We start from the raw sequence: 17,937 nt of genomic DNA, 5'->3' as shown, positions 1-17,937 counted from the left end.
GGCCGCCTTTTTATTTCCCCGAGAGGTGGCGGAATTCCGCAACGACCTTCTCGTAAACCGCGCGCTTGAAGGGAACGATCAGTTCCGGAAGGCTTTCCATCGGCTTCCAGCCCCAGGCATCGAATTCAGCCGTATGCCCCGTCGGCGGAGGATCGATCTGGATCTCGCTCTCGTCGCCATCGAAACGGAACGCAAACCAGCGTTGCGCCTGCCCGCGATATTTGCCCTTCAGGCCGATGCCGATCAGTTCGGGTGGAAGATCATAATGAATCCAGTCACTCGCTTCCGCCAGCAACGTCACAGTTTTCATCCCCGTTTCTTCGTATAATTCGCGAATGGCAGCCGTCAAAGGCCGCTCGCCGTCGTCGATGCCGCCCTGTGGCATCTGCCACAGTTGCGGTGAGCCCTCATACTCCGAATTGCCTTCCCTGATGCGCCGGCCGGCCCAGACAAGGCCTTCGGCGTTCAGAACCATAATCCCCGCACAGGGACGGTAGGGCAAATCTTCTGCTTTGATTGTCATTGGAAACCCGCATGTCTGGGCGCCGAAAAGGCGCTAAGGAAATGGCCACGCAGAAGGTTTACTGCCCCGCCTGCTGCGAAACAAGCGCGGAAACGCCGACGATCTCGATGCCGCGGCCACCGGCTTCCCGCGACCACTTCGAGATTGCAGCAATGCTTTCGTCAAAAGCCGAGGCCACGCCGATCGCCTGGCCGTTGCGGCGCGCAATCCGCTCCAATTCGTCCAGCTTGCGCAGAACGGCGGCTTCGGTCACCTCCCCGTCGAGCAGAACATCCGCAAAGCCCTGCGGTGCGGAGATGGCTTTTGCAATCCCGCCGCTCAGCGACTGCGCCGAAGAGGCATCATCCAGAAAAAGCAGCCCGCGCTTGCCGATATCGCGCATCACCGGCTCCAGTGCCGCCTGTTCGGCAAGAAAACGTCCGCCGAGATAATTCATGATGCCCGTATAATTGGTGATTTTCGCCATGGAGCGATGCAGCCGGTCGATGTTGACCTTCGCCGGGTCACCCGCCAGCAGCGTGTCCGGGCCGGGATTGGTGCCGGGATAACCGAAAGGCTCCAGCGGTACTTGGAGAAGGATTTCATGCCCCTCGCGGCGCGCTTCCTGCATCCAGCGCTGCAGGCTGTTGCCGCTTGCGGCAAAACCAAGCGTCACCTCCGGCGGCAGTTCCCGGATCGCCTTTTGCGAACCTGTTTGGCTGAGGCCGAGACCACCGACCACGATCGCCACGCGGGTGCCGCGTGCGCCGGACCATGGCCGGGCATATTGCTCCATCGGCCGCAAACCATCGGCACCAACCACTGGCAGCCTGCCGAATGCGGTCTCTTCCAGCAATGCATCATTGGGCCGCGTTGCCATACGCGGATCCTGACCATAGGTCTGGCCGCTCATCAGCGCCGGTCCATCGCTGTCCCGGGGGCGGGGAGAATAGACCGACACGACATTGCCGTCCGGCATCGTCGCCCGATTGATATTGGCGCCGGAGCGACCGCTTTCCGGCTTCAGGCCAGACGCTTCGCCGGGCCCCTCCACATCGGCCGCCGCCGTTTTCGGCATGTTTTCGGGAAGCTGAGGCTGGATGTCCGGCCCGGTCGCCGTCTTTTGCAGATTGCCCGGCGACAAGGCCGTGTAGACCGAAAGCCCGCCGATCGCGAGAACGGCAAGCACGGACACAGCCATAATGACGGAAAAGCGCCGGTTGATACCGGCGCTTTTTTTCTGACGACCCAGAAGCGGTTTTCGCAGGTCAGAAGGCAATGAACGATCCGTCCAAACGGTTAGGCAATCGAGAAAATGCGCCGGCTGACCGGCGCATCTATCTTACTGCTTGTTGACCACAGCCTTGTCCGCGTTCGGCGGGAACGACGGATCGGTCTTGGCGCCGCGCAACAGGTCCAGCGCATAATTGAGCTGGATATCGTCCTTGGCTTCCGGCGGAACATAGGCGGAGGAACCCGACCCTTCGTCCGTTTCGCTCTGACCCTTGATATGGCCGGTCAGGCTGGATTCGCCCTCGGCCGTGACGCGGCCCTGCAATTCCGGCGGCAACGGCTGTTCCACCTTGATGTCAGGCGTAATGCCCGTGCCCTGGATCGATTTGCCCGACGGCGTGTAATACAGCGCCGTGGTCAGACGCAGCGCACCGGCCTCGCCGAGCGGAATGATCGTCTGGACCGAGCCCTTGCCGAAGGAGCGCGTGCCGACAACAGTCGCGCGACGCAGATCCTGCAACGCACCGGCGACGATTTCAGACGCCGAAGCCGAGCCGCCGTTGACGAGCACGATCACCGGCTTGCCATCGGTCAGATCACCTGCCGTCGCGTTGAAGCGTCGGGTCTCGTCCGGGTTGCGGCCACGGGTCGAGACGACTTCACCACGCTCAAGGAAGGCGTCGGAGACATTGATCGCCTGATCGAGCAGACCGCCCGGGTTGAGGCGCAGGTCGAGCACGTAGCCCTTCAGCTTGTCGGCCGGCACATCCGTCTTGATCTTCTTGATCGCTTTTTCGAGATCGTCGTAGGTCTTCTCGGTAAAGGAGATGACACGCAAATAACCGACATCGCCCTCGACGCGGGACTTGACCGCGCGCACGGCGATGACATCGCGCATGACGGTGAATTCAAGCGGCTTGTCGGCGCCCTGGCGGATGATCGTCAGCTTGATCGGCGTCTTGACGGCGCCGCGCATCTTTTCGACCGCCTGCTCCAGTTTCAGACCGCGAACCGGCGTACCGTCGATTGCCGAAATGAAGTCACCGGAGAGAATGCCCGCACGCGAAGCCGGCGTATCGTCCATCGGCGAGATGACCTTGACCAGCTCGTTCTCCATGGTCACTTCGATGCCGAGACCGCCGAACTCACCCTTGGTCTGGGTACGCATGTCGTTGGCGTCTTTGGCATTCATGAAGCTCGAATGCGGATCGAGCGAGCTAAGCATGCCGTTGATGGCATTTTCAACCAGCTTCTCGTCATCCGGCGGCGTCACATATTGCGCACGCACACGCTCAAACACGTCGCCAAAGATCGATAGTTCCTTATAGGTCGAAGGCCCGGCCGCCTGTGCCGGCATGCTCGCCGAATAAATCACACTCATCGCCGTGGCGCCCATAAGCCCACCGATAAGGAGAAGCGAAACCTTACGAATCATTGTGCGCCCTTCCGGTATTTTTTGCGGTCCACCAAGGTTGGGAATCAACCGGCACACCATCTTTCCTGAACTCAATGTAGAGCGTTGGCCTGTCGGTTTCCAGCGCCAATGCTGCTGCACTCGCTACTCTTTTTGCACCCATGGAGGCGATAGGCTCTCCGGAGAACACAAACATTCCCTGCCGCGTCCTCACATTGTCCATGCCCGTCATCACCACGTGATATCCATCACCCGTATTGAGGATGATCATCCGGCCATAACTGCGAAAATCTCCGGCAAACACAACAAAGCCGTCTGCTGGCGCCGTCACGATGGCTTCAGGTCCGGTCGCGACGACAATTCCCTTGGAAAAGTGGCCCGTACCATCCGCATCGCCGAAACGGCGCAACACATCTCCAGCCACCGGCATGTCCAGCTTTGCCTTCAAACTCGCGAAGGGATATGCGGGCGCAATGCGGTTTTTATCGGGCATTCCCGCCTCGGCCGCGGCGCGCTCCTTTTCACGTTCCGCTTCGGAAAGGCGGGCCACACGCTGTTCTTCCGCGCGCGCCTTTTCCATCGCTTCCCGCACCGAGGTAATCTCGCCTTCGAGCGAACCGACCAGACCCTCGAGACTGGTTGCCTTGCTCGCAAGCTCTTCGGATCGCTTGCGTTCCGCCTCCAAAGCCGTCGCAGTCTGGGAATTTCTGCGGTCGTTTTCGGCAAGCAGCAGGTCGAGGCGTTTTTCCTCTTCCAGACTTGCCGTCATCATACCCGTAAGATCGTCCTTTTCGCGAGCGCTTGCCTGTCTGATATCAGTCAATTCTTTGAGAGCGGCGACCAGTTTGTCGGTTTCGCCACGAATGCCGGGAACCACGGCACCGAGCAGAATGGCGCTGCGCACCGAAGCGAGCGCATCCTCCGGCGAGACGAGAAGGGCAGGCGGCGGGTTTCTTCCCATACGCTGCAGCGCGGCCAGAACCTCCGCCAGGACGCCGCGCCTCTCGCGCAAGGATGCCTTGACACCGTCCTCGCGAACCGAAAGCTTGGCCAGACGGTCTTCTCCGTCGCTGATCTTGGTTTCCAGCGCCTTGCGGCGTGCGGCCGATGCGATCAGTTCTTCCCGGATACGGGCACTGTCCTGTTTAAGGGACGCAATGCTTTCCTCGAGATTGCGGGTCTTGTCTTCCGAAAGCCCGATGCTGTCGACCAGCTCTTCCAGATCCTGCCGGTTCAGGTCGCGGCGCTTTTCGAGCGTCTGAAGCGCTTCCGGAGAGGAGCCGTCGTCGGCGACTGGCGCCGCTCCCGCGTCGTCGCGCGAAAAGGCGCTGTCAGTGGGGAGAATCCCCGTGACGAGGACAGCGAAAACCGCGCCCGCAAGGGCAGCGTGGCGTTTTCGTTGAGACCTCTTGTCCATATGAGCTTTCTTTGATGCCGAAGCAGGATCACCGATATTAGGGATTTTGCAGCGATCTTCCAAGAGGCCTTAAAGAACCCATCGGCAAAGCCGTCCGCACATGGCCGTGTCGCGGAGCTTCATGTTGAAATTGAGACGATTATCCACATGCCAACCCGGCTCAAACGCGATGGTAGGGATGGCCGGAGAGGATGGTGACGGCGCGGTAGAGTTGTTCGGCAATCAGAATACGAACGATCTGATGCGGCCATGTGAGCTTGCCGAGATTGAGGATAGCAGCCGCCCTGTCGTAGAGAGCAGGATCAAGGCCATCAGCACCGCCGATCGCAATAATGAGGTCGCGTTTGCCGCTATCGCGCAGATCGCCAAAAAAATTGGCAAAGGCCGGGCTGTCCAGCGCCTTGCCGCGCTCGTCCAGCAAGACGAGCACCGCCCCATCCGCCAGATGCTTCTCCAGCATGGCGGCTTCTTCGCGCTTGCGTGTCTCCGCATTCGACGCCCGGCTTTCCGCGACCTCGATCACCCGCGAAAACTCCAGCCCGATCGCCGGGCCGGTCTTGGCAAGACGCTCGATATAACGGGTCGCAAGATCCTTTTCCGGGCCGAATTTCAGCCGTCCCACCGCAAAAATCGAAATCCGCATCGCAAACCTGCACTCGTCGTGACCCAACAGGGTCACGCTCTTAACAGCATAGCCTGCGGATTCCTATGCGGCCGGCTCGCTTTCCGACCAGACACATCGACCCGAAATCAAACAGGATATTCGGGAGGCCCGACGTGCAACGGCAAAGGCTCACCGCATCAATGCAGCGTGTCTTCCGGCATTTCCGGCGTCGCCCACATTTTTTCAATGTTGTAGAAGACACGGATTTCCGGACGGAACACATGAACGATGATATCGCCGGCGTCGATCAGCACCCAATCTCCGGTCTCGAGACCTTCGACGCGGGCGCTTCCAAACCCTTCATCCTTCATATCCTTGAGAAGATGTTCGCAGATCGCCGAGACATGCCTGCTCGATCGCCCGGAGACCACCACCATGTAGTCTGCAAGCGCCGATTTTCCGGCAATGTCGAGAGATACGATATCTTCAGCCTTGGAGTCCTCGAGGCTCGCGAGAACGGTTTCGAGGGCATGATCGGCGGCATCGTCGCCACTGTCCTGGCCCTTCGGGATAGCAACAAAAGCTTTTCCCTTGCTGTGTACTGTTGTCAGCGGTTTTCCCTTTCCAAGAATGACAAAACAGGTACTGGCGACGCGATTCTCTGCGTCGCTTGATAAAGGTGGCACCAAAGCATGAACTTTTCAAGATATGGACGCTTTAACGGTCGGCACATACATCATTTGTGATCGCACGTGTCATTTGTGACCATTACGCAGCGCCGTGGAGCTGAGCGTCGAACGCGGGCCATGGATGAAAACCCAGGCCGGGGCCTGTTTTTTCCACAAAACACCCGCATCATCTTCATCGATCCGCGCCTGGCTGAACGCCTGCGCCATGGTGGAGGAGAGATAGGAGAGGGTGGAGCCCGGCCTGTCGATCACCGCAATCGGAAAAGTCTCGGCGATCTCTCGCCATTTCTGCCAGCGATGGAAGCTTTTCAGGTTATCTGCTCCCATGACCCAAATGAAGCGGACATGTGGATTTTTCGCTTTCACCCTGGCCAGCGTATTCGCCGTATAGCTGATCCCCAGCGACTTTTCGAAAGCCGTCACCTTGATGCGTGGATCACTGACAAGCCCCTCACAGGCGGCGATGCGGTCTTCCAGAGACGCCAGTTCCGAGCGGCTTTTCAGCGGATTGCCGGGTGTCACCATCCACCAGAGCTGGTCGAGACCCAGCCGGCGCAGCGCGATTTCGGCGACAAGGGCATGGCCGGCATGCGGTGGATTGAAAGAGCCGCCAAACAGCCCGACGACCATGCCGCGCTCCGTATGCGGCATGGTAAGATAACGCCTGTCGAGTCGTGCTTCGGCCGACAAAATCAGGTCCGCGTCTGGCCGGTGCCATGCACACGGTATTTGAACGAGGTGAGCTGCTCGACACCAACGGGACCGCGCGCATGCATTTTACCCGTGGCGATGCCGATTTCCGCACCCATGCCGAATTCGCCGCCATCGGCAAATTGCGTGGAGGCATTATGCAGCAGGATAGCCGAATCGAGTTCGTTGAAGAAACGTTCGACCACGGCAGGATCCTCGGCAATCACCGCCTCGGTATGATTGGACGAATAGGTGCCGATGTGATCGATCGCACCGGAAATACCGTCGACCACGGTGACCGAAATGATCGCATCGAGATATTCAGTGCGCCAGTCCTCTTCCGTTGCAACCTTTACACCCTCAACCACATCGCGAACGACCTGCGAGCCGCGCACTTCGCAGCCGGCCTCGATCAGGGCCCTGACGATCGGCGTGAGGTGTGTGGAAACCACGGTGGCATCCACCAGCAGGGTTTCGGCCGCCCCGCAAATGCCGGTGCGGCGCATCTTGGCGTTGACGACGATGCGTTTCGCCATGTCGAGATCAGCCGATCTGTCGACATAGATATGGCAGATGCCTTCCAGATGCGCAAAGACCGGAACCCGTGCTTCCGACTGCACCCGCGCGACGAGGCTTTTGCCGCCACGCGGCACAATCACGTCGACCGTACCGTTCAATCCGCCCAGAAGAGCGCCCACGGCGGCGCGGTCGGCTACCGGCACCAGCTGAATGGCATGTTCGGGAAGACCTGCGATCTTCAGCCCCTCCACGAGGCAGGCATGGATAGCACGCGATGAATGTTGCGAATCCGACCCGCCGCGCAGGATGACTGCATTGCCCGCCTTGAGGCAAAGCGCTCCGGCATCCGCCGTCACATTCGGGCGGCTTTCGTAGATCACGCCGATGACACCGAGCGGTGTGCGCACGCGCTCGATCTTCAGCCCGTTCGGGCGATCCCAGGCAGCAATGATCTCGCCCACCGGATCGGGCAGCGCCGCGACCGAGCGGATGCCTTCGGCAATGCCGGCGATCCGCACATCGTTAAGGGTGAGCCTGTCGACGAAGGAGGCGGCAAGGCCGGTATTATCCGCCGCCGCCAGGTCTTTTTTATTGGCGGCAAGGATCACGTCTTTGGATGCCTCGATGGCCGACGCCATGGCAAGAAGCGCACGATTCTTCTGATCGGTGCTTGCGATGGACAACGGTCGCGAAGCAGCCTTTGCCTGAGCGCCGATGGTCATCATCAGCGCATCGATATCATGGCTCTGCTTCACGGCCAGTTCAGGCATGGACCTCATCCTTCTTGGTATTTTTAACTTTGACGGCAGCGCCGGTCATCACCAGATCGTCGCGATGGATCATCGCCGCACGCCCGACATAACCGAGGATAGCCTCGATCTCGTTGGACTTGTGACCGATGATGAGACGCGCTTCCTCCGCATCGTAGCCTGCAAGACCGCGTGCGATCTCGCGGCCTTCCATGCCGATGATGGCGACCGCATCGCCACGTCCGAAATTGCCCTTCACCACCCGCACGCCTGCGGGAAGCAGGCTCTTGCCGGCATAGAGCGCTTTTTCCGCACCCGCATCCACATGAATCTCGCCCGCAGGCTGCAATTGTCCGGCAATCCAGGTCTTGCGCGCCGTCACCGGCGTGCCTGATGGCGCAAACCACGAGGAGCGAGCGCCGTTTTCGATCGCCTTCAGCGGATTGAGCGTCTTGCCGGAGGCGATGATCATGCCGCAGCCGGCAGCGGTGGCGATCTTGCCCGCATCGATCTTGGTGCGCATGCCGCCCCGCGAAAGCTCGGACGCTGCGCCGCCGGCCATCGCCTCGATCTCGGGGGTGATGTCCGCAATCGTCTCGAGGAATTTCGCGTCCGGATCGAGATGCGGCGGAGCGGTGTAAAGCCCGTCAATATCTGACAGCAGCACCAGAAGATCCGCACCCGTCATGGTGGCCACGCGGGCGGCCAGACGGTCATTGTCGCCATAACGGATTTCGGTGGTCGCCACCGTGTCGTTTTCATTGATGATCGGAATGGCCCCGATCTTCAGCAACTGATTGATGGTGGCGCGCGCATTGAGGTAACGGCGGCGCTCCTCGGTATCGGACAGCGTCAGCAGAATCTGGCCCGCAACGATCTCTTGCCGCGACAGGCTTTCCGACCATGCCCGCGCCAGAGCAATCTGGCCGACAGCCGCCGCCGCCTGGCTTTCCTCCAGCTTCAATGCGCCGGAGGGCAGCCCGAGCACCGTGCGGCCGAGCGCGATCGCGCCCGAAGACACGACCTGAACATCGGCGCCGTTTTTCTTGAGCGCGGCGATATCCTCGCAGATGGCATTCAGCCAATCTTTTTTAAGCCCGCTTTTCCGGTCCACCAGAAGTGCCGAACCGATCTTGATGACGATCCGGTGGTGGCTTCCCAGCGGTTTGCGGGTGAGGCTCATAGGCGATCGTCCTCTTCCTCAGCCTCGCTATCCACAGGCATCGAACGATCGGGAAGGGCGGTCTCGCCGCCATTGCTCGCCGAGACAATGATATCGCGAAGGGAGCGCAGCGCCTCCGTCATGCCGATATGGGCGGCAGCGGACAGGAGCAGCGGAGGGCGGCCACAGGCCTTCTCCAACTCCTTTGCCTTCTTTTTCAGTTCTTTTTCGTCCAGCACGTCGATCTGCGACAGCGCAACGATCTCCGGCTTGTCGGTCAGCCCGCCGCCATAGGCATTCAGCTCGGCCTTGACCGTCTTATAGGCCTGTCCGACCTTTTCTTCCTGCGCGGAGACGAGGTGCAGAAGCACCCGGGTGCGCTCCACATGGCCGAGGAACCGGTCGCCGATACCCACGCCCTCATGCGCGCCTTCGATCAGGCCGGGAATATCGGCCAGCACGAATTCACGGCCATCGATGGTCGCGACGCCGAGATTCGGATGCAGGGTGGTGAAGGGATAATTGGCGATCTTCGGCCGCGCACGGGTCACCGTCGCCAGAAAAGTCGACTTGCCGGCATTCGGCAGTCCAACGAGACCGGCATCGGCAATCAGCTTCAGGCGAAGCCAGAGCGTCTTTTCTTCGCCCGCAAGGCCCGGATTGGCATGGGTGGGCGCCTGATTGGTCGAAGACTTGAAATAGGCATTGCCGAAACCGCCGTTGCCGCCGGCGGCAAGACGAAAGCGCTGGCCTTCCTTGGTCAGGTCGATGATCAGCGTCTCGTTGTCTTCCTCGAAGATCTGCGTGCCGACGGGCACTTTTAGAACCACGTCCGAACCCTTGGCGCCGGTGCGGGTCTTACCCATGCCGTGCTGTCCGATCGAGGCCTTGAAATGCTGCTGGAAGCGGAAATCGATCAGCGTGTTGAGACCGTTGACTACTTCGATCCAGACGTCGCCGCCGCGTCCGCCGTCACCGCCGTCCGGGCCGCCGAACTCGATGAATTTTTCACGCCGGAAGGAAACGGCACCGGAGCCGCCGTCGCCGGACTTGATATAGATTTTTGCTTCATCGAGAAATTTCATCGGACTGCCGTTCTGTCAGCTTGCGGCGCAACTTGAAGCGATACCGGCCGAAGTGCCTTGCCATGTCGCGTTACGCATTGCGGTAAAAAAGTTCTGTCGTTTCGAATACAAGCGCTTCCCCACAAGGTCAAAGATTATCGTGATGAAAGCGCCAAAGCGGTACAAGGCCGGTTTGATTAAAAACCGGCCTTGCTCAAAGCAAGTGTCAGCGACGCGGCGGAATGAAGTCCTCCGCCGTTATCGCCGTATCGATATGCGCCACCATGGCGGCGCGCGCCGTGGCATAGATCTGGTGGCAACCGGTGACCCGGAACCCCAGTTTTTCCTGTACGCGCAGCGACGCTGGATTATCCGCGAACACGCCGGAATGGAGAACCACCCCCGGCATGCGGCGGAAAAACCGCTCGACCACGGCGGCAACCGCCTCGGTCATGTAGCCCTTGCCCCAGTAGAAGCGGTTCAACCAGTAGCCCAGATGCCACTCGCCGTGCCGCAATTCGACCGAGACGACGCCGATGAGGGTATCGTCACCACAGGTGATGGCGAAATCCCAATCGGGCAGGGTGCCGGAAGTGCGCAACACCAGCCATTCCAGCGCATCCTGTCGGTGATAGGGCGCGGGAACGCGGGCCAGCATCCTGGTCACGGCAAAATCGCCAAGCGATTCCGCAATGCTGCCGGCATCGGAAAGCCGCTGCGGACGCAGCACCAGACGCGACGTCTCGATGACCGGGCAGGGACCGGGCGGCGCTATCGTGCCAGCTGCCCGGTGACGGGTAAGCTCGAGCGTGCTCATCCCATGTCCCCCCAACTCTTCAGCGAAACCCAGGTCTTGCGATCCAGCCTGTACCATTCGACCGGCACCATGCCGCCCAGCGCCAGCGAACCAACCATGCCGGAGCCCTGGAACTGGAAACCGCACTTCTGGATAACCCGGCGCGAAGGGATGTTGGTGACCCGGCAGCGCGCGTCGATCTGGTCGATTTCACGCGTGCGGAAGGCCATGTCGATCAGCGCATGCGTGGCTTCGGTCATATAGCCCCGGTTCCAGTAGGGTTCCCCCAGCCAGTAACCGATTTCCAGCGTCTTTTCGTTTTCCTGCGGTTCAAGCGCGCAGCAACCCAGAAACTCGCCATTGTCCATGCGGGTAATCGCATAGACGCACTTGCCGATCTCGCCAGCATTGGTGCGTCGCACGAAGTCCGCGGCGTCTTTGGCCGTGTACGGGTGCGGCATACGCGACACCATGGTCGCGATATTGGCATTGTTGGCAAGATGGGCAAGGGCGTCGATGTCTTCTTCGTGAGGCTTGCGTAAAACCAGCCTCTGCGACAGTAAAACGGGGCAATCGCTCCTCGACCGATCAGGCCTCGGCCGCTCTTCGGGTGACCGTGATTGGTCGACCCTCAACAATTCAGCTTGCATGGTTCAGTCCCTCCTGGGGGTTAAAGAAAAAGGGGAGTTGGGTGGTACCCCATCTCCCCTGTTTTCTTGACTGAACCTGATACGTCTCAGCCGGGTCGATGGGACACCGGCTGCATATGACGCTTACCGGCTTATTCTGCGGCTTCCGCTTTCGGTGCCACGGATACGAACACGCGGCCATTGGCCTTCGTGCGGAAGTTCACGTTACCAGCCGTCAGTGCGAAAATCGTGTGGTCCTTGCCGATGCCAACGTTGGCGCCCGGATGCCACTGCGTTCCGCGCTGACGCAGAATAATGTTGCCTGGAATGACAGCTTCGCCGCCGAACTTCTTTACGCCAAGGCGCTTGGATTCGGAATCGCGACCGTTACGCGAGGAACCGCCAGCTTTTTTGTGTGCCATTGGAGTTCTCCTTTAAACCTTGTTTCCCGTGTCGCGCCGATTAGGCAGCGACGATGTCCGTGATGCGGACGACAGTGTGATGCTGACGATGGCCGCGCGAACGCTTGGAGTTCTGACGACGACGCTTCTTGAAGGCGATGACCTTCTTGCCGCGATTGTGCTCGACAACTTCAGCCTTGACGATGGCACCCTTGACAAAGGGAGCACCGAACTGTGCGTCAGCGCCTTCGCCGATCACGAGAACTTCGGTGAATTCTACAGTTGCGCCTGCCTCTGCTTCCAGCTTTTCGATGGTCAGCACGGCGTCGGCTGCTACGCGGTACTGCTTACCGCCGGTCTTGATGACTGCGAACATTTGTTATCCTTTCATGTTCGTTCCGGCTCTGCCCACAAATGCAAGCTGGCCGTCTTTTTATCAGTCGGAATAGCGGAAATCCGTCGGAACCAAATGTCCCTTTGAATGTCTGCCGGTGAAACCGCCTTTTAAAGGGCGGAATAAACGGAAGGCGCAATACGCCATCAATTTGGGTGCGAATTACGCGACACGCCCATTTATGTCAAGATGACGAACGTTTGAAAAGTAACTGTAACGCCGAGAATTTCATGCTTTTTCGGCGAGTGCGGCAGTCAGGTCTCGAAATTTGCCCAGCAAGTGTTTATATGGGCCTTCAACAAGGAGCAGAAATGGCCCGCATAGACCAGACCGACGATTGGCGGGACCGCCATGCGCCGACACTTTCCGCCTTCGAGTCGCTTGCGATCGAGGCATATGGCCACCTGCCAGAAGAATTCCGCGCATTGACAAAAGATCTCATCATCGAGATCGCGGATTTCCCGACCGACGAAGTGTTCGAGGACATGGCGCTCGAAACCCCCTTCGATCTTCTCGGATTATTCGAGGGACGCGGCATTTCCGAACGTTTCACCATGGAAACGGGCGAGATGATCAACCGCATCACGCTTTATCGCCGCCCCATTCTCGACTACTGGGCTGAGAACGAGGAAACGCTGGGCGATATCATCACCCATGTCCTCATCCACGAGATCGGCCACCATTTCGGCCTGTCGGACGACGACATGGAGCGGATCGAGGAAAGCGCCGACGAGGCTGCCGCAGAGCGCTGACCCCGTGGCGTCCGCAGGGGGCGACAACGCCTCTATTGCTCGCCGAGCTTCATATCGGAATGGTATTCCTTGCCTTCGACCACCTTGGTCACGGCCTGGCCGCAATGCATGACGCCGCTTGCGGCGTTGAAGGCATAGCTGGGGGAGCCGGCGAGTTCCCATCCCTTGTTCAGCGCTTCGGTGACCCGGTGACAGAATTTCGCGTCATCGGGACCGGTTATGAAACGATAGACCTTCACGTCTTTTACGCCCTTCGTTGTGCGATGATATCGGCCATGGCGACCAGCCTCTCGGCCTGCCCCACATGCAGCCGTTCGATCATCCGCCCGTTCATGTTGATGACGTTCAATTCCACAGATTCGGGTTTTGCGAAAGCGGTAATGATCTCTTTGGCTTCCGCGATCATCGCCTCATCCGGGGCGAAATGCCGGTTGGCCGGCTCGATCTGGGCCGGGTGGATCAGCATCTTGCCGTCGAAGCCCATGGCACGGCCCTGCTCGCATTCGCCGTCAAAAGCGGCGATATCGCGAAAGTCGTTGGACACACTGTCGATGGCATCGAGCCCGTAGGCGCGGGCGGCAAGCAGCACCTGCATCATCCATGGCACGAGGTAGGTTCGGCCGGGCAGGGCTGGAACGCGTGTTTCCTTGCGCAGATCGTTCAACCCCAGGACAAAAGCAGCAAGCCGCGCATCCGGCGTATGAGCCGCGTCGGCGATGGACGCGGCGTTCAAAACACCGAGCGGCGTCTCTATCATTGCCCAGATTTTCAAGCCCTGCGGCGCATCAGCCTCCGCCAGAAGGTCGGCCACATCATTGACATCGGCCGGCTGCTCCACCTTGGGCAGCAAAACCGCATCCGGCTGGCAGGAGAGCACAAACCTCAAATCCGCCTTGCCATCCGGCGTGGAGAGCGGATTGATACGGATGATGGTTTCGCGCCCGAAAAACGGCGCATCCGAAAACAGCCTGTTGAGATTTTCCCGCGCCTTGCCCTTCATGTCGGGCGCGACGGAATCCTCCAGATCAAGGATCACCCCGTCACAATCGAGATCGCGGATTTTTTCGAGCGCCCTGACATTGATGGCCGGAACGGACAGCAGCGAACGGCGCGGTCTCGCAAGAATATTTTCGGAAAAATTGACCATGCCGCACTTGTGTCAAGCTTTTGTGACATCTGCAAGCTGACAATCCACTGAATCCTCTTGCAAGCCGGAAGAAGAAGGCCCACATTCGTCTGGAAAGAAAGGTTGAATCATGCAAGGCATCCGTTCATTTTTCATCGCCGCATCCGGCATCGCACTTCTGGCTTTGGCGGCTCTTTTTACCGCGTCGCTCACGGTCGCTTTTATCGGCGTGCTTGCCGTTCTCAGCGCTGCCCGTCTGCTTTCGGCGCGTCTGAAGCCGGCTCCCATCCCGGTCAAGCGCCGCAACCAGCGTGACATGCGCGTCTGGAACGATGGCAAAGGCACGATTATCGATCTCTGAGATCGTTTAATCCGGTCAAAATGCGAAAACGCCCGATGAGGCGTACCGGAGAGTGCGGGTTTGCGCTTCTAAAGCGATCCGTTTTGCAGTATTTCCCGGCAGAGAACATCCGGTGGGCTTCGGCTCTGCCGGATTTTGTTCAAGGGAAACTCGGGAAGCGACAGATGGAAAAATTCACCAAGCTGACGGGCGTCGCAGCGCCCATGCCGGTTGTCAATATCGACACCGATATGATCATTCCGAAAGACTATCTGAAGACCATCAAGCGCACCGGTCTCGGCGCGGGCCTTTTTGCCGAGTCGCGTTATCTCGAGGATGGCTCGCCCAATCCGGATTTCGTGCTGAACAAGCCCGCTTACCAGAATGCCCAGATTCTCGTCGCAGGTGACAATTTCGGCTGCGGCTCCTCGCGAGAACATGCGCCGTGGGCGCTTCTCGATTTCGGCATCCGCTGCGTGATCTCCACCAGCTTCGCCGATATCTTCTACAATAACTGTTTCAAGAACGGCATCCTGCCGGTGGTCGTCAGCCCCGAGAACCTCGAAAAGCTGCTGGACGACGCCTCGCGCGGATCGAACGCCGTTTTGTCCATCGATCTGGAACGTCAGGAAATCAGCGGCCCCGATGGCGGCACGATCACCTTCGAGATCGATGAATTCAAGCGCCATTGCATGCTGAACGGCCTCGACGACATCGGCCTGACGATGGAGCATTCCGGCGCCATCGACACGTTCGAAAAGACAAACGCCTCGGTTCGCCCCTGGGCCTGATTACATTTCCATGCCGTTAAAAAAGCCGATCCCGTACAAAACCGTACCGGATCGGCTTTTGCTTTGCTTGAAATGCCCTTGAGGCGGAGATAAGAAGCCCCCGATCCCGTCCGGCTGACAATACGACTTGACCTGCGGCAGGACGGAAACGAGTTTGATGCCGCGCTCGCCGCAATCGAAAACCCTTCATGATGGTTTCCGGCGCGCCGCCCAAGGAGGGTTCTCATGACAGTCCGCACGCTTTTCCTGCTGCCCGGTGACGGTATCGGCCCGGAGGCCATGGCCGAAGTCCGCAAGCTGATCGACTATATGAACAGCGCAAAAAATGCCGGTTTCACTACTCAGGAAGGTTTGGTCGGCGGCTCGGCTTATGATGCCCATGGCGTGGCGATTTCCGACGCGGATATGGAAAAGGCGCTTGCCGCCGATGCGATCCTGTTCGGCGCGGTCGGCGGTCCGAAATGGGATGGCGTTCCCTACGAGCATCGCCCGGAAGCCGGCCTGCTTCGCCTGCGCAAGGATCTCGAACTTTTCGCCAACCTGCGCCCCGCCATCTGCTACCCGGCGCTCGCCGCCGCCTCCTCGCTGAAGCCGGAACTGGTCGAGGGTCTCGATATCCTCATCGTCCGCGAACTGACGGGCGGCGTCTATTTCGGCGAACCGAAGCAGATCATCGATCTCGGCAACGGCCAGAAGCGCGGCATCGACACGCAGATCTACGACACTTTCGAGATCGAGCGCATTGCCAGCGTCGCATTCGAACTGGCGCGCACCCGCGACAACCGCGTCTGCTCGATGGAAAAGCGCAACGTCATGAAATCAGGCGTTTTGTGGAACCAGGTCGTCACCGAAACCCACGCCGCCAAATACAAGGACGTTCAGTTGGAACATATGCTGGCGGATGCCGGCGGCATGCAGCTGGTGCGCAAGCCCAAGCAGTTCGACGTGATCGTGACCGACAACCTCTTCGGTGACATGCTTTCCGACGTCGCCGCCATGCTGACCGGCTCGCTCGGCATGCTGCCATCGGCCTCGCTCGGTGCACCGGATGCCAAGACCGGCAAGCGCAAGGCCATGTATGAGCCGGTGCACGGTTCGGCACCGGATATCGCTGGCAAGGGCATCGCCAATCCGATCGCCATGATCGCATCCTTCGCCATGTGCCTGCGTTATTCGTTCAACATGGTGGATGAGGCGACGAAGCTCGAAACGGCAATCGCCAACGTGCTCGAGAAGGGCATCCGCACCGCCGACATCATGTCCGAGGGCTCCCGTCAGGTCAGCACCTCCGAAATGGGTGACGCGGTTCTTTCCGAATTCAAGGCGCTTTCGGCGTAACGCTTGACGAAACCGGTTGGGCAGGCGGCACGGTCGCTTGCCCATCTTCCTTAGACAAAAGATGCTCATATCTTTTGTCAGTCAGCGTCTTCAAAAAAGCGACGATGGCATCCACACGCTTGTCGTCCAACGCCGGCGCGGAAGTCAGCTCTGTCATCGCGATATTATCAGGCACTTCCGGCGCATCCCAGGTTTTACCCGTTTCGGGGTTGATCTGGCGGCTGGGTTTCTTGCTTTTGTATTTCACGTAAAACAGCACCACCGTGCGCAGATCCCTGAACACGCCATTGTGCATGTAGGGGCCGGTGACGGCGACGTTGCGCAGCGTCGGCACCTTGAACTTGCCGCGCTGCGCCGGATCGCCAGCCACAGCAGGATTTTGCGCCAGCCCGAGATCGACCGCATCCGGCTTCGAGCCATTGGCGGCCCTGACCGAAGTGTTGGCAGGAACGCCGATATTGAAATATTTGTGGTTGGTGAAGAGGCCGTCTTCCAGACCCTTGGCGCCACGGATTTCATGGCAGGTATTGCAATTGGTGAACTGCGTCGAGGAAATCAGAACCCGGCCGAGCTCTTCCTGATCGGTCAGCTTTTCCTCTCCGCGCAGGAAACGGTCATATTTGGAATCGAAGGTGGAGAATTCATCCGAGCGTTCGAAGCTCGCCAACGCTTTCGTCATCGCCGCATAGGCGGTTTCATCGCTCTGAAAAACGTCGCTGCCGAATTGCGTGCCGAAGGCCGCAACATAATCCGGGTTTTCCTTCAGCCGTTTGACGATCGACGCCTTGTCCGGCATGCCCATTTCAACAGGGTTAAGCGGCGGCCCGCCCGCCTGATCTTCCAGCATCGAGGCGCGGCCGTCCCAGAATTGCCCGCCGACATATTCCCCCGCCGCGTTCTTGCCGAAAGGCGGCGTGAACCGGGCATAGGCTGCGGTTGGCGCATTGCGGTCGCCCAGTGAGATGCCGTCATCGCCGAGCGATACGTCCCGCCCGACCTTGTCGCTCTCGCGCGCATCGGAAAAACCCGCCGCCTGCATATGGCAGGTGGAACAGGCCATCGTGCGGTTCATCGAAAGATTGGCATCGTCGAACAGGGCCGCGCCGAGCTTTTCCATGGTCGCATAATTTTCGCCGCCGTGAGCCTGCATTTGGCCGAGACCGGTGCCAAGCGGAACCGATATTACAGCCACGGCGAGGGCGGCGGAAATGAAGAGGCGCAGTCTTTTCATTGAAGTAGCGTTTCGGAAACTCTGGACGATAGCGGTTATATAGCACTTACCTACTACACCAGACTACAAACTTTCGCCGTCCGCTCCACTTTGCCG

Annotated in this window: 21 protein-coding genes; 4 read left to right on the top strand and 17 right to left on the bottom strand. The window is 59.4% G+C overall.

Annotation, left to right across the window (positions count from 1 at the left end):
• Positions 1 to 10: 10 nt before the first annotated feature.
• The 14 genes from RS75_RS08870 to rplU all read right to left on the bottom strand — a co-directional run bounded on the left by RS75_RS08870 (position 11) and on the right by rplU (position 12,245).
• A complete protein-coding gene (locus RS75_RS08870; protein WP_084686646.1) occupies positions 11 to 523 on the bottom strand; it encodes an RNA pyrophosphohydrolase in 513 nt (170 codons plus the stop codon).
• Positions 524 to 581: 58 nt separating this feature from the next.
• Positions 582 to 1,781, bottom strand: a complete 1,200-nt coding sequence (locus tag RS75_RS08865) for a divergent polysaccharide deacetylase family protein (protein ID WP_045019381.1) — start codon at positions 1,779 to 1,781, stop codon at positions 582 to 584.
• 63 nt (positions 1,782 to 1,844) lie between these two features.
• Entirely contained in the window at positions 1,845 to 3,170 is a 1,326-nt protein-coding gene (locus RS75_RS08860; protein WP_045019380.1) for a S41 family peptidase, read from the bottom strand.
• Positions 3,160 to 4,566 carry a murein hydrolase activator EnvC family protein gene (locus RS75_RS08855; protein WP_045019379.1) on the bottom strand — a complete coding sequence of 469 codons (1,407 nt, stop codon included), beginning with the start codon at positions 4,564 to 4,566 and terminating at the stop codon, positions 3,160 to 3,162. The genes RS75_RS08860 and RS75_RS08855 overlap by 11 nt, the downstream gene beginning before the upstream one ends.
• Positions 4,567 to 4,726: 160 nt before the next feature.
• Positions 4,727 to 5,209, bottom strand: coding sequence for a 23S rRNA (pseudouridine(1915)-N(3))-methyltransferase RlmH (gene rlmH, locus RS75_RS08850; RefSeq protein ID WP_045019378.1), 483 nt, complete (start codon positions 5,207 to 5,209; stop codon positions 4,727 to 4,729).
• Positions 5,210 to 5,367: 158 nt separating this feature from the next.
• On the bottom strand, positions 5,368 to 5,802 hold the full coding sequence (rsfS, locus tag RS75_RS08845) for a ribosome silencing factor (RefSeq protein WP_045019842.1): 435 nt from the start codon (positions 5,800 to 5,802) through the stop codon (positions 5,368 to 5,370).
• A 123-nt stretch (positions 5,803 to 5,925) separates the two neighbouring features.
• A complete protein-coding gene (locus tag RS75_RS08840) occupies positions 5,926 to 6,549 on the bottom strand; it encodes a nicotinate-nucleotide adenylyltransferase (protein ID WP_045019377.1) in 624 nt (207 codons plus the stop codon).
• Positions 6,550 to 6,551: 2 nt separating this feature from the next.
• On the bottom strand, positions 6,552 to 7,838 hold the full coding sequence (locus RS75_RS08835) for a glutamate-5-semialdehyde dehydrogenase (RefSeq protein WP_045019375.1): 1,287 nt from the start codon (positions 7,836 to 7,838) through the stop codon (positions 6,552 to 6,554).
• The gene (proB, locus tag RS75_RS08830) at positions 7,831 to 9,000 is read right to left on the bottom strand and encodes a glutamate 5-kinase (protein WP_045019373.1); all 1,170 of its coding nucleotides are present in this window, start codon (positions 8,998 to 9,000) and stop codon (positions 7,831 to 7,833) included. Before proB ends, RS75_RS08835 begins: the two co-directional genes overlap by 8 nt.
• Positions 8,997 to 10,064, bottom strand: a complete 1,068-nt coding sequence (gene obgE, locus RS75_RS08825) for a GTPase ObgE (RefSeq protein ID WP_045019367.1) — start codon at positions 10,062 to 10,064, stop codon at positions 8,997 to 8,999. Before obgE ends, proB begins: the two co-directional genes overlap by 4 nt.
• A gap of 205 nt (positions 10,065 to 10,269) precedes the next feature.
• Positions 10,270 to 10,860, bottom strand: coding sequence for a GNAT family N-acetyltransferase (locus tag RS75_RS08820; protein WP_045019365.1), 591 nt, complete (start codon positions 10,858 to 10,860; stop codon positions 10,270 to 10,272).
• Positions 10,857 to 11,489 carry a GNAT family N-acetyltransferase gene (locus RS75_RS08815; RefSeq protein WP_045019363.1) on the bottom strand — a complete coding sequence of 211 codons (633 nt, stop codon included), beginning with the start codon at positions 11,487 to 11,489 and terminating at the stop codon, positions 10,857 to 10,859. Before RS75_RS08815 ends, RS75_RS08820 begins: the two co-directional genes overlap by 4 nt.
• Before the next feature lie 131 nt (positions 11,490 to 11,620).
• A complete protein-coding gene (gene rpmA / locus RS75_RS08810) occupies positions 11,621 to 11,890 on the bottom strand; it encodes a 50S ribosomal protein L27 (protein ID WP_003492686.1) in 270 nt (89 codons plus the stop codon).
• 40 nt (positions 11,891 to 11,930) lie between these two features.
• Positions 11,931 to 12,245: a 50S ribosomal protein L21 gene (gene rplU, locus RS75_RS08805; protein ID WP_003516451.1), complete on the bottom strand. Its 315-nt coding sequence runs from the start codon at positions 12,243 to 12,245 to the stop codon at positions 11,931 to 11,933.
• Between the two features lie 329 nt (positions 12,246 to 12,574).
• Here rplU and RS75_RS08800 point away from each other — a divergent pair, with 329 nt between their 5' ends.
• The gene (locus RS75_RS08800; protein WP_045019361.1) at positions 12,575 to 13,015 is read left to right on the top strand and encodes a metallopeptidase family protein; all 441 of its coding nucleotides are present in this window, start codon (positions 12,575 to 12,577) and stop codon (positions 13,013 to 13,015) included.
• Positions 13,016 to 13,047: 32 nt separating this feature from the next.
• On the opposite strand, the gene RS75_RS08795 is transcribed toward RS75_RS08800, so the two are convergent.
• Complete coding sequence (locus RS75_RS08795) at positions 13,048 to 13,254, bottom strand: DUF1737 domain-containing protein (protein WP_045019360.1); 207 nt, start codon at positions 13,252 to 13,254, stop codon at positions 13,048 to 13,050.
• 5 nt (positions 13,255 to 13,259) lie between these two features.
• A complete protein-coding gene (locus RS75_RS08790) occupies positions 13,260 to 14,162 on the bottom strand; it encodes an HpcH/HpaI aldolase/citrate lyase family protein (RefSeq protein ID WP_045019358.1) in 903 nt (300 codons plus the stop codon).
• Between the two features lie 109 nt (positions 14,163 to 14,271).
• Between RS75_RS08790 and RS75_RS08785 the strand changes: the two genes are divergently transcribed.
• From RS75_RS08785 to leuB, 3 genes are all read left to right on the top strand, one after another.
• Positions 14,272 to 14,502, top strand: a complete 231-nt coding sequence (locus RS75_RS08785; RefSeq protein ID WP_045019356.1) for a hypothetical protein — start codon at positions 14,272 to 14,274, stop codon at positions 14,500 to 14,502.
• A gap of 164 nt (positions 14,503 to 14,666) precedes the next feature.
• A complete protein-coding gene (leuD, locus tag RS75_RS08780) occupies positions 14,667 to 15,272 on the top strand; it encodes a 3-isopropylmalate dehydratase small subunit (protein ID WP_045019354.1) in 606 nt (201 codons plus the stop codon).
• A gap of 225 nt (positions 15,273 to 15,497) precedes the next feature.
• A complete protein-coding gene (gene leuB / locus RS75_RS08775) occupies positions 15,498 to 16,610 on the top strand; it encodes a 3-isopropylmalate dehydrogenase (RefSeq protein ID WP_045019351.1) in 1,113 nt (370 codons plus the stop codon).
• Here the strand turns inward: leuB and RS75_RS08770 are convergent.
• The gene (locus tag RS75_RS08770) at positions 16,591 to 17,841 is read right to left on the bottom strand and encodes a cytochrome-c peroxidase (RefSeq protein WP_045019349.1); all 1,251 of its coding nucleotides are present in this window, start codon (positions 17,839 to 17,841) and stop codon (positions 16,591 to 16,593) included. The two genes, leuB and RS75_RS08770, sit on opposite strands and share 20 nt — an antisense overlap.
• Positions 17,842 to 17,937 lie beyond the last annotated feature (96 nt).

It is taken from the genome of Rhizobium nepotum 39/7 (assembly GCF_000949865.1).
GTDB classification, from domain to species: Bacteria; Pseudomonadota; Alphaproteobacteria; order Rhizobiales; family Rhizobiaceae; genus Agrobacterium; species Agrobacterium nepotum.
Note: the sequence above shows the minus strand (reverse complement) of the source record. Positions and strands in the feature narration are given on the sequence as shown.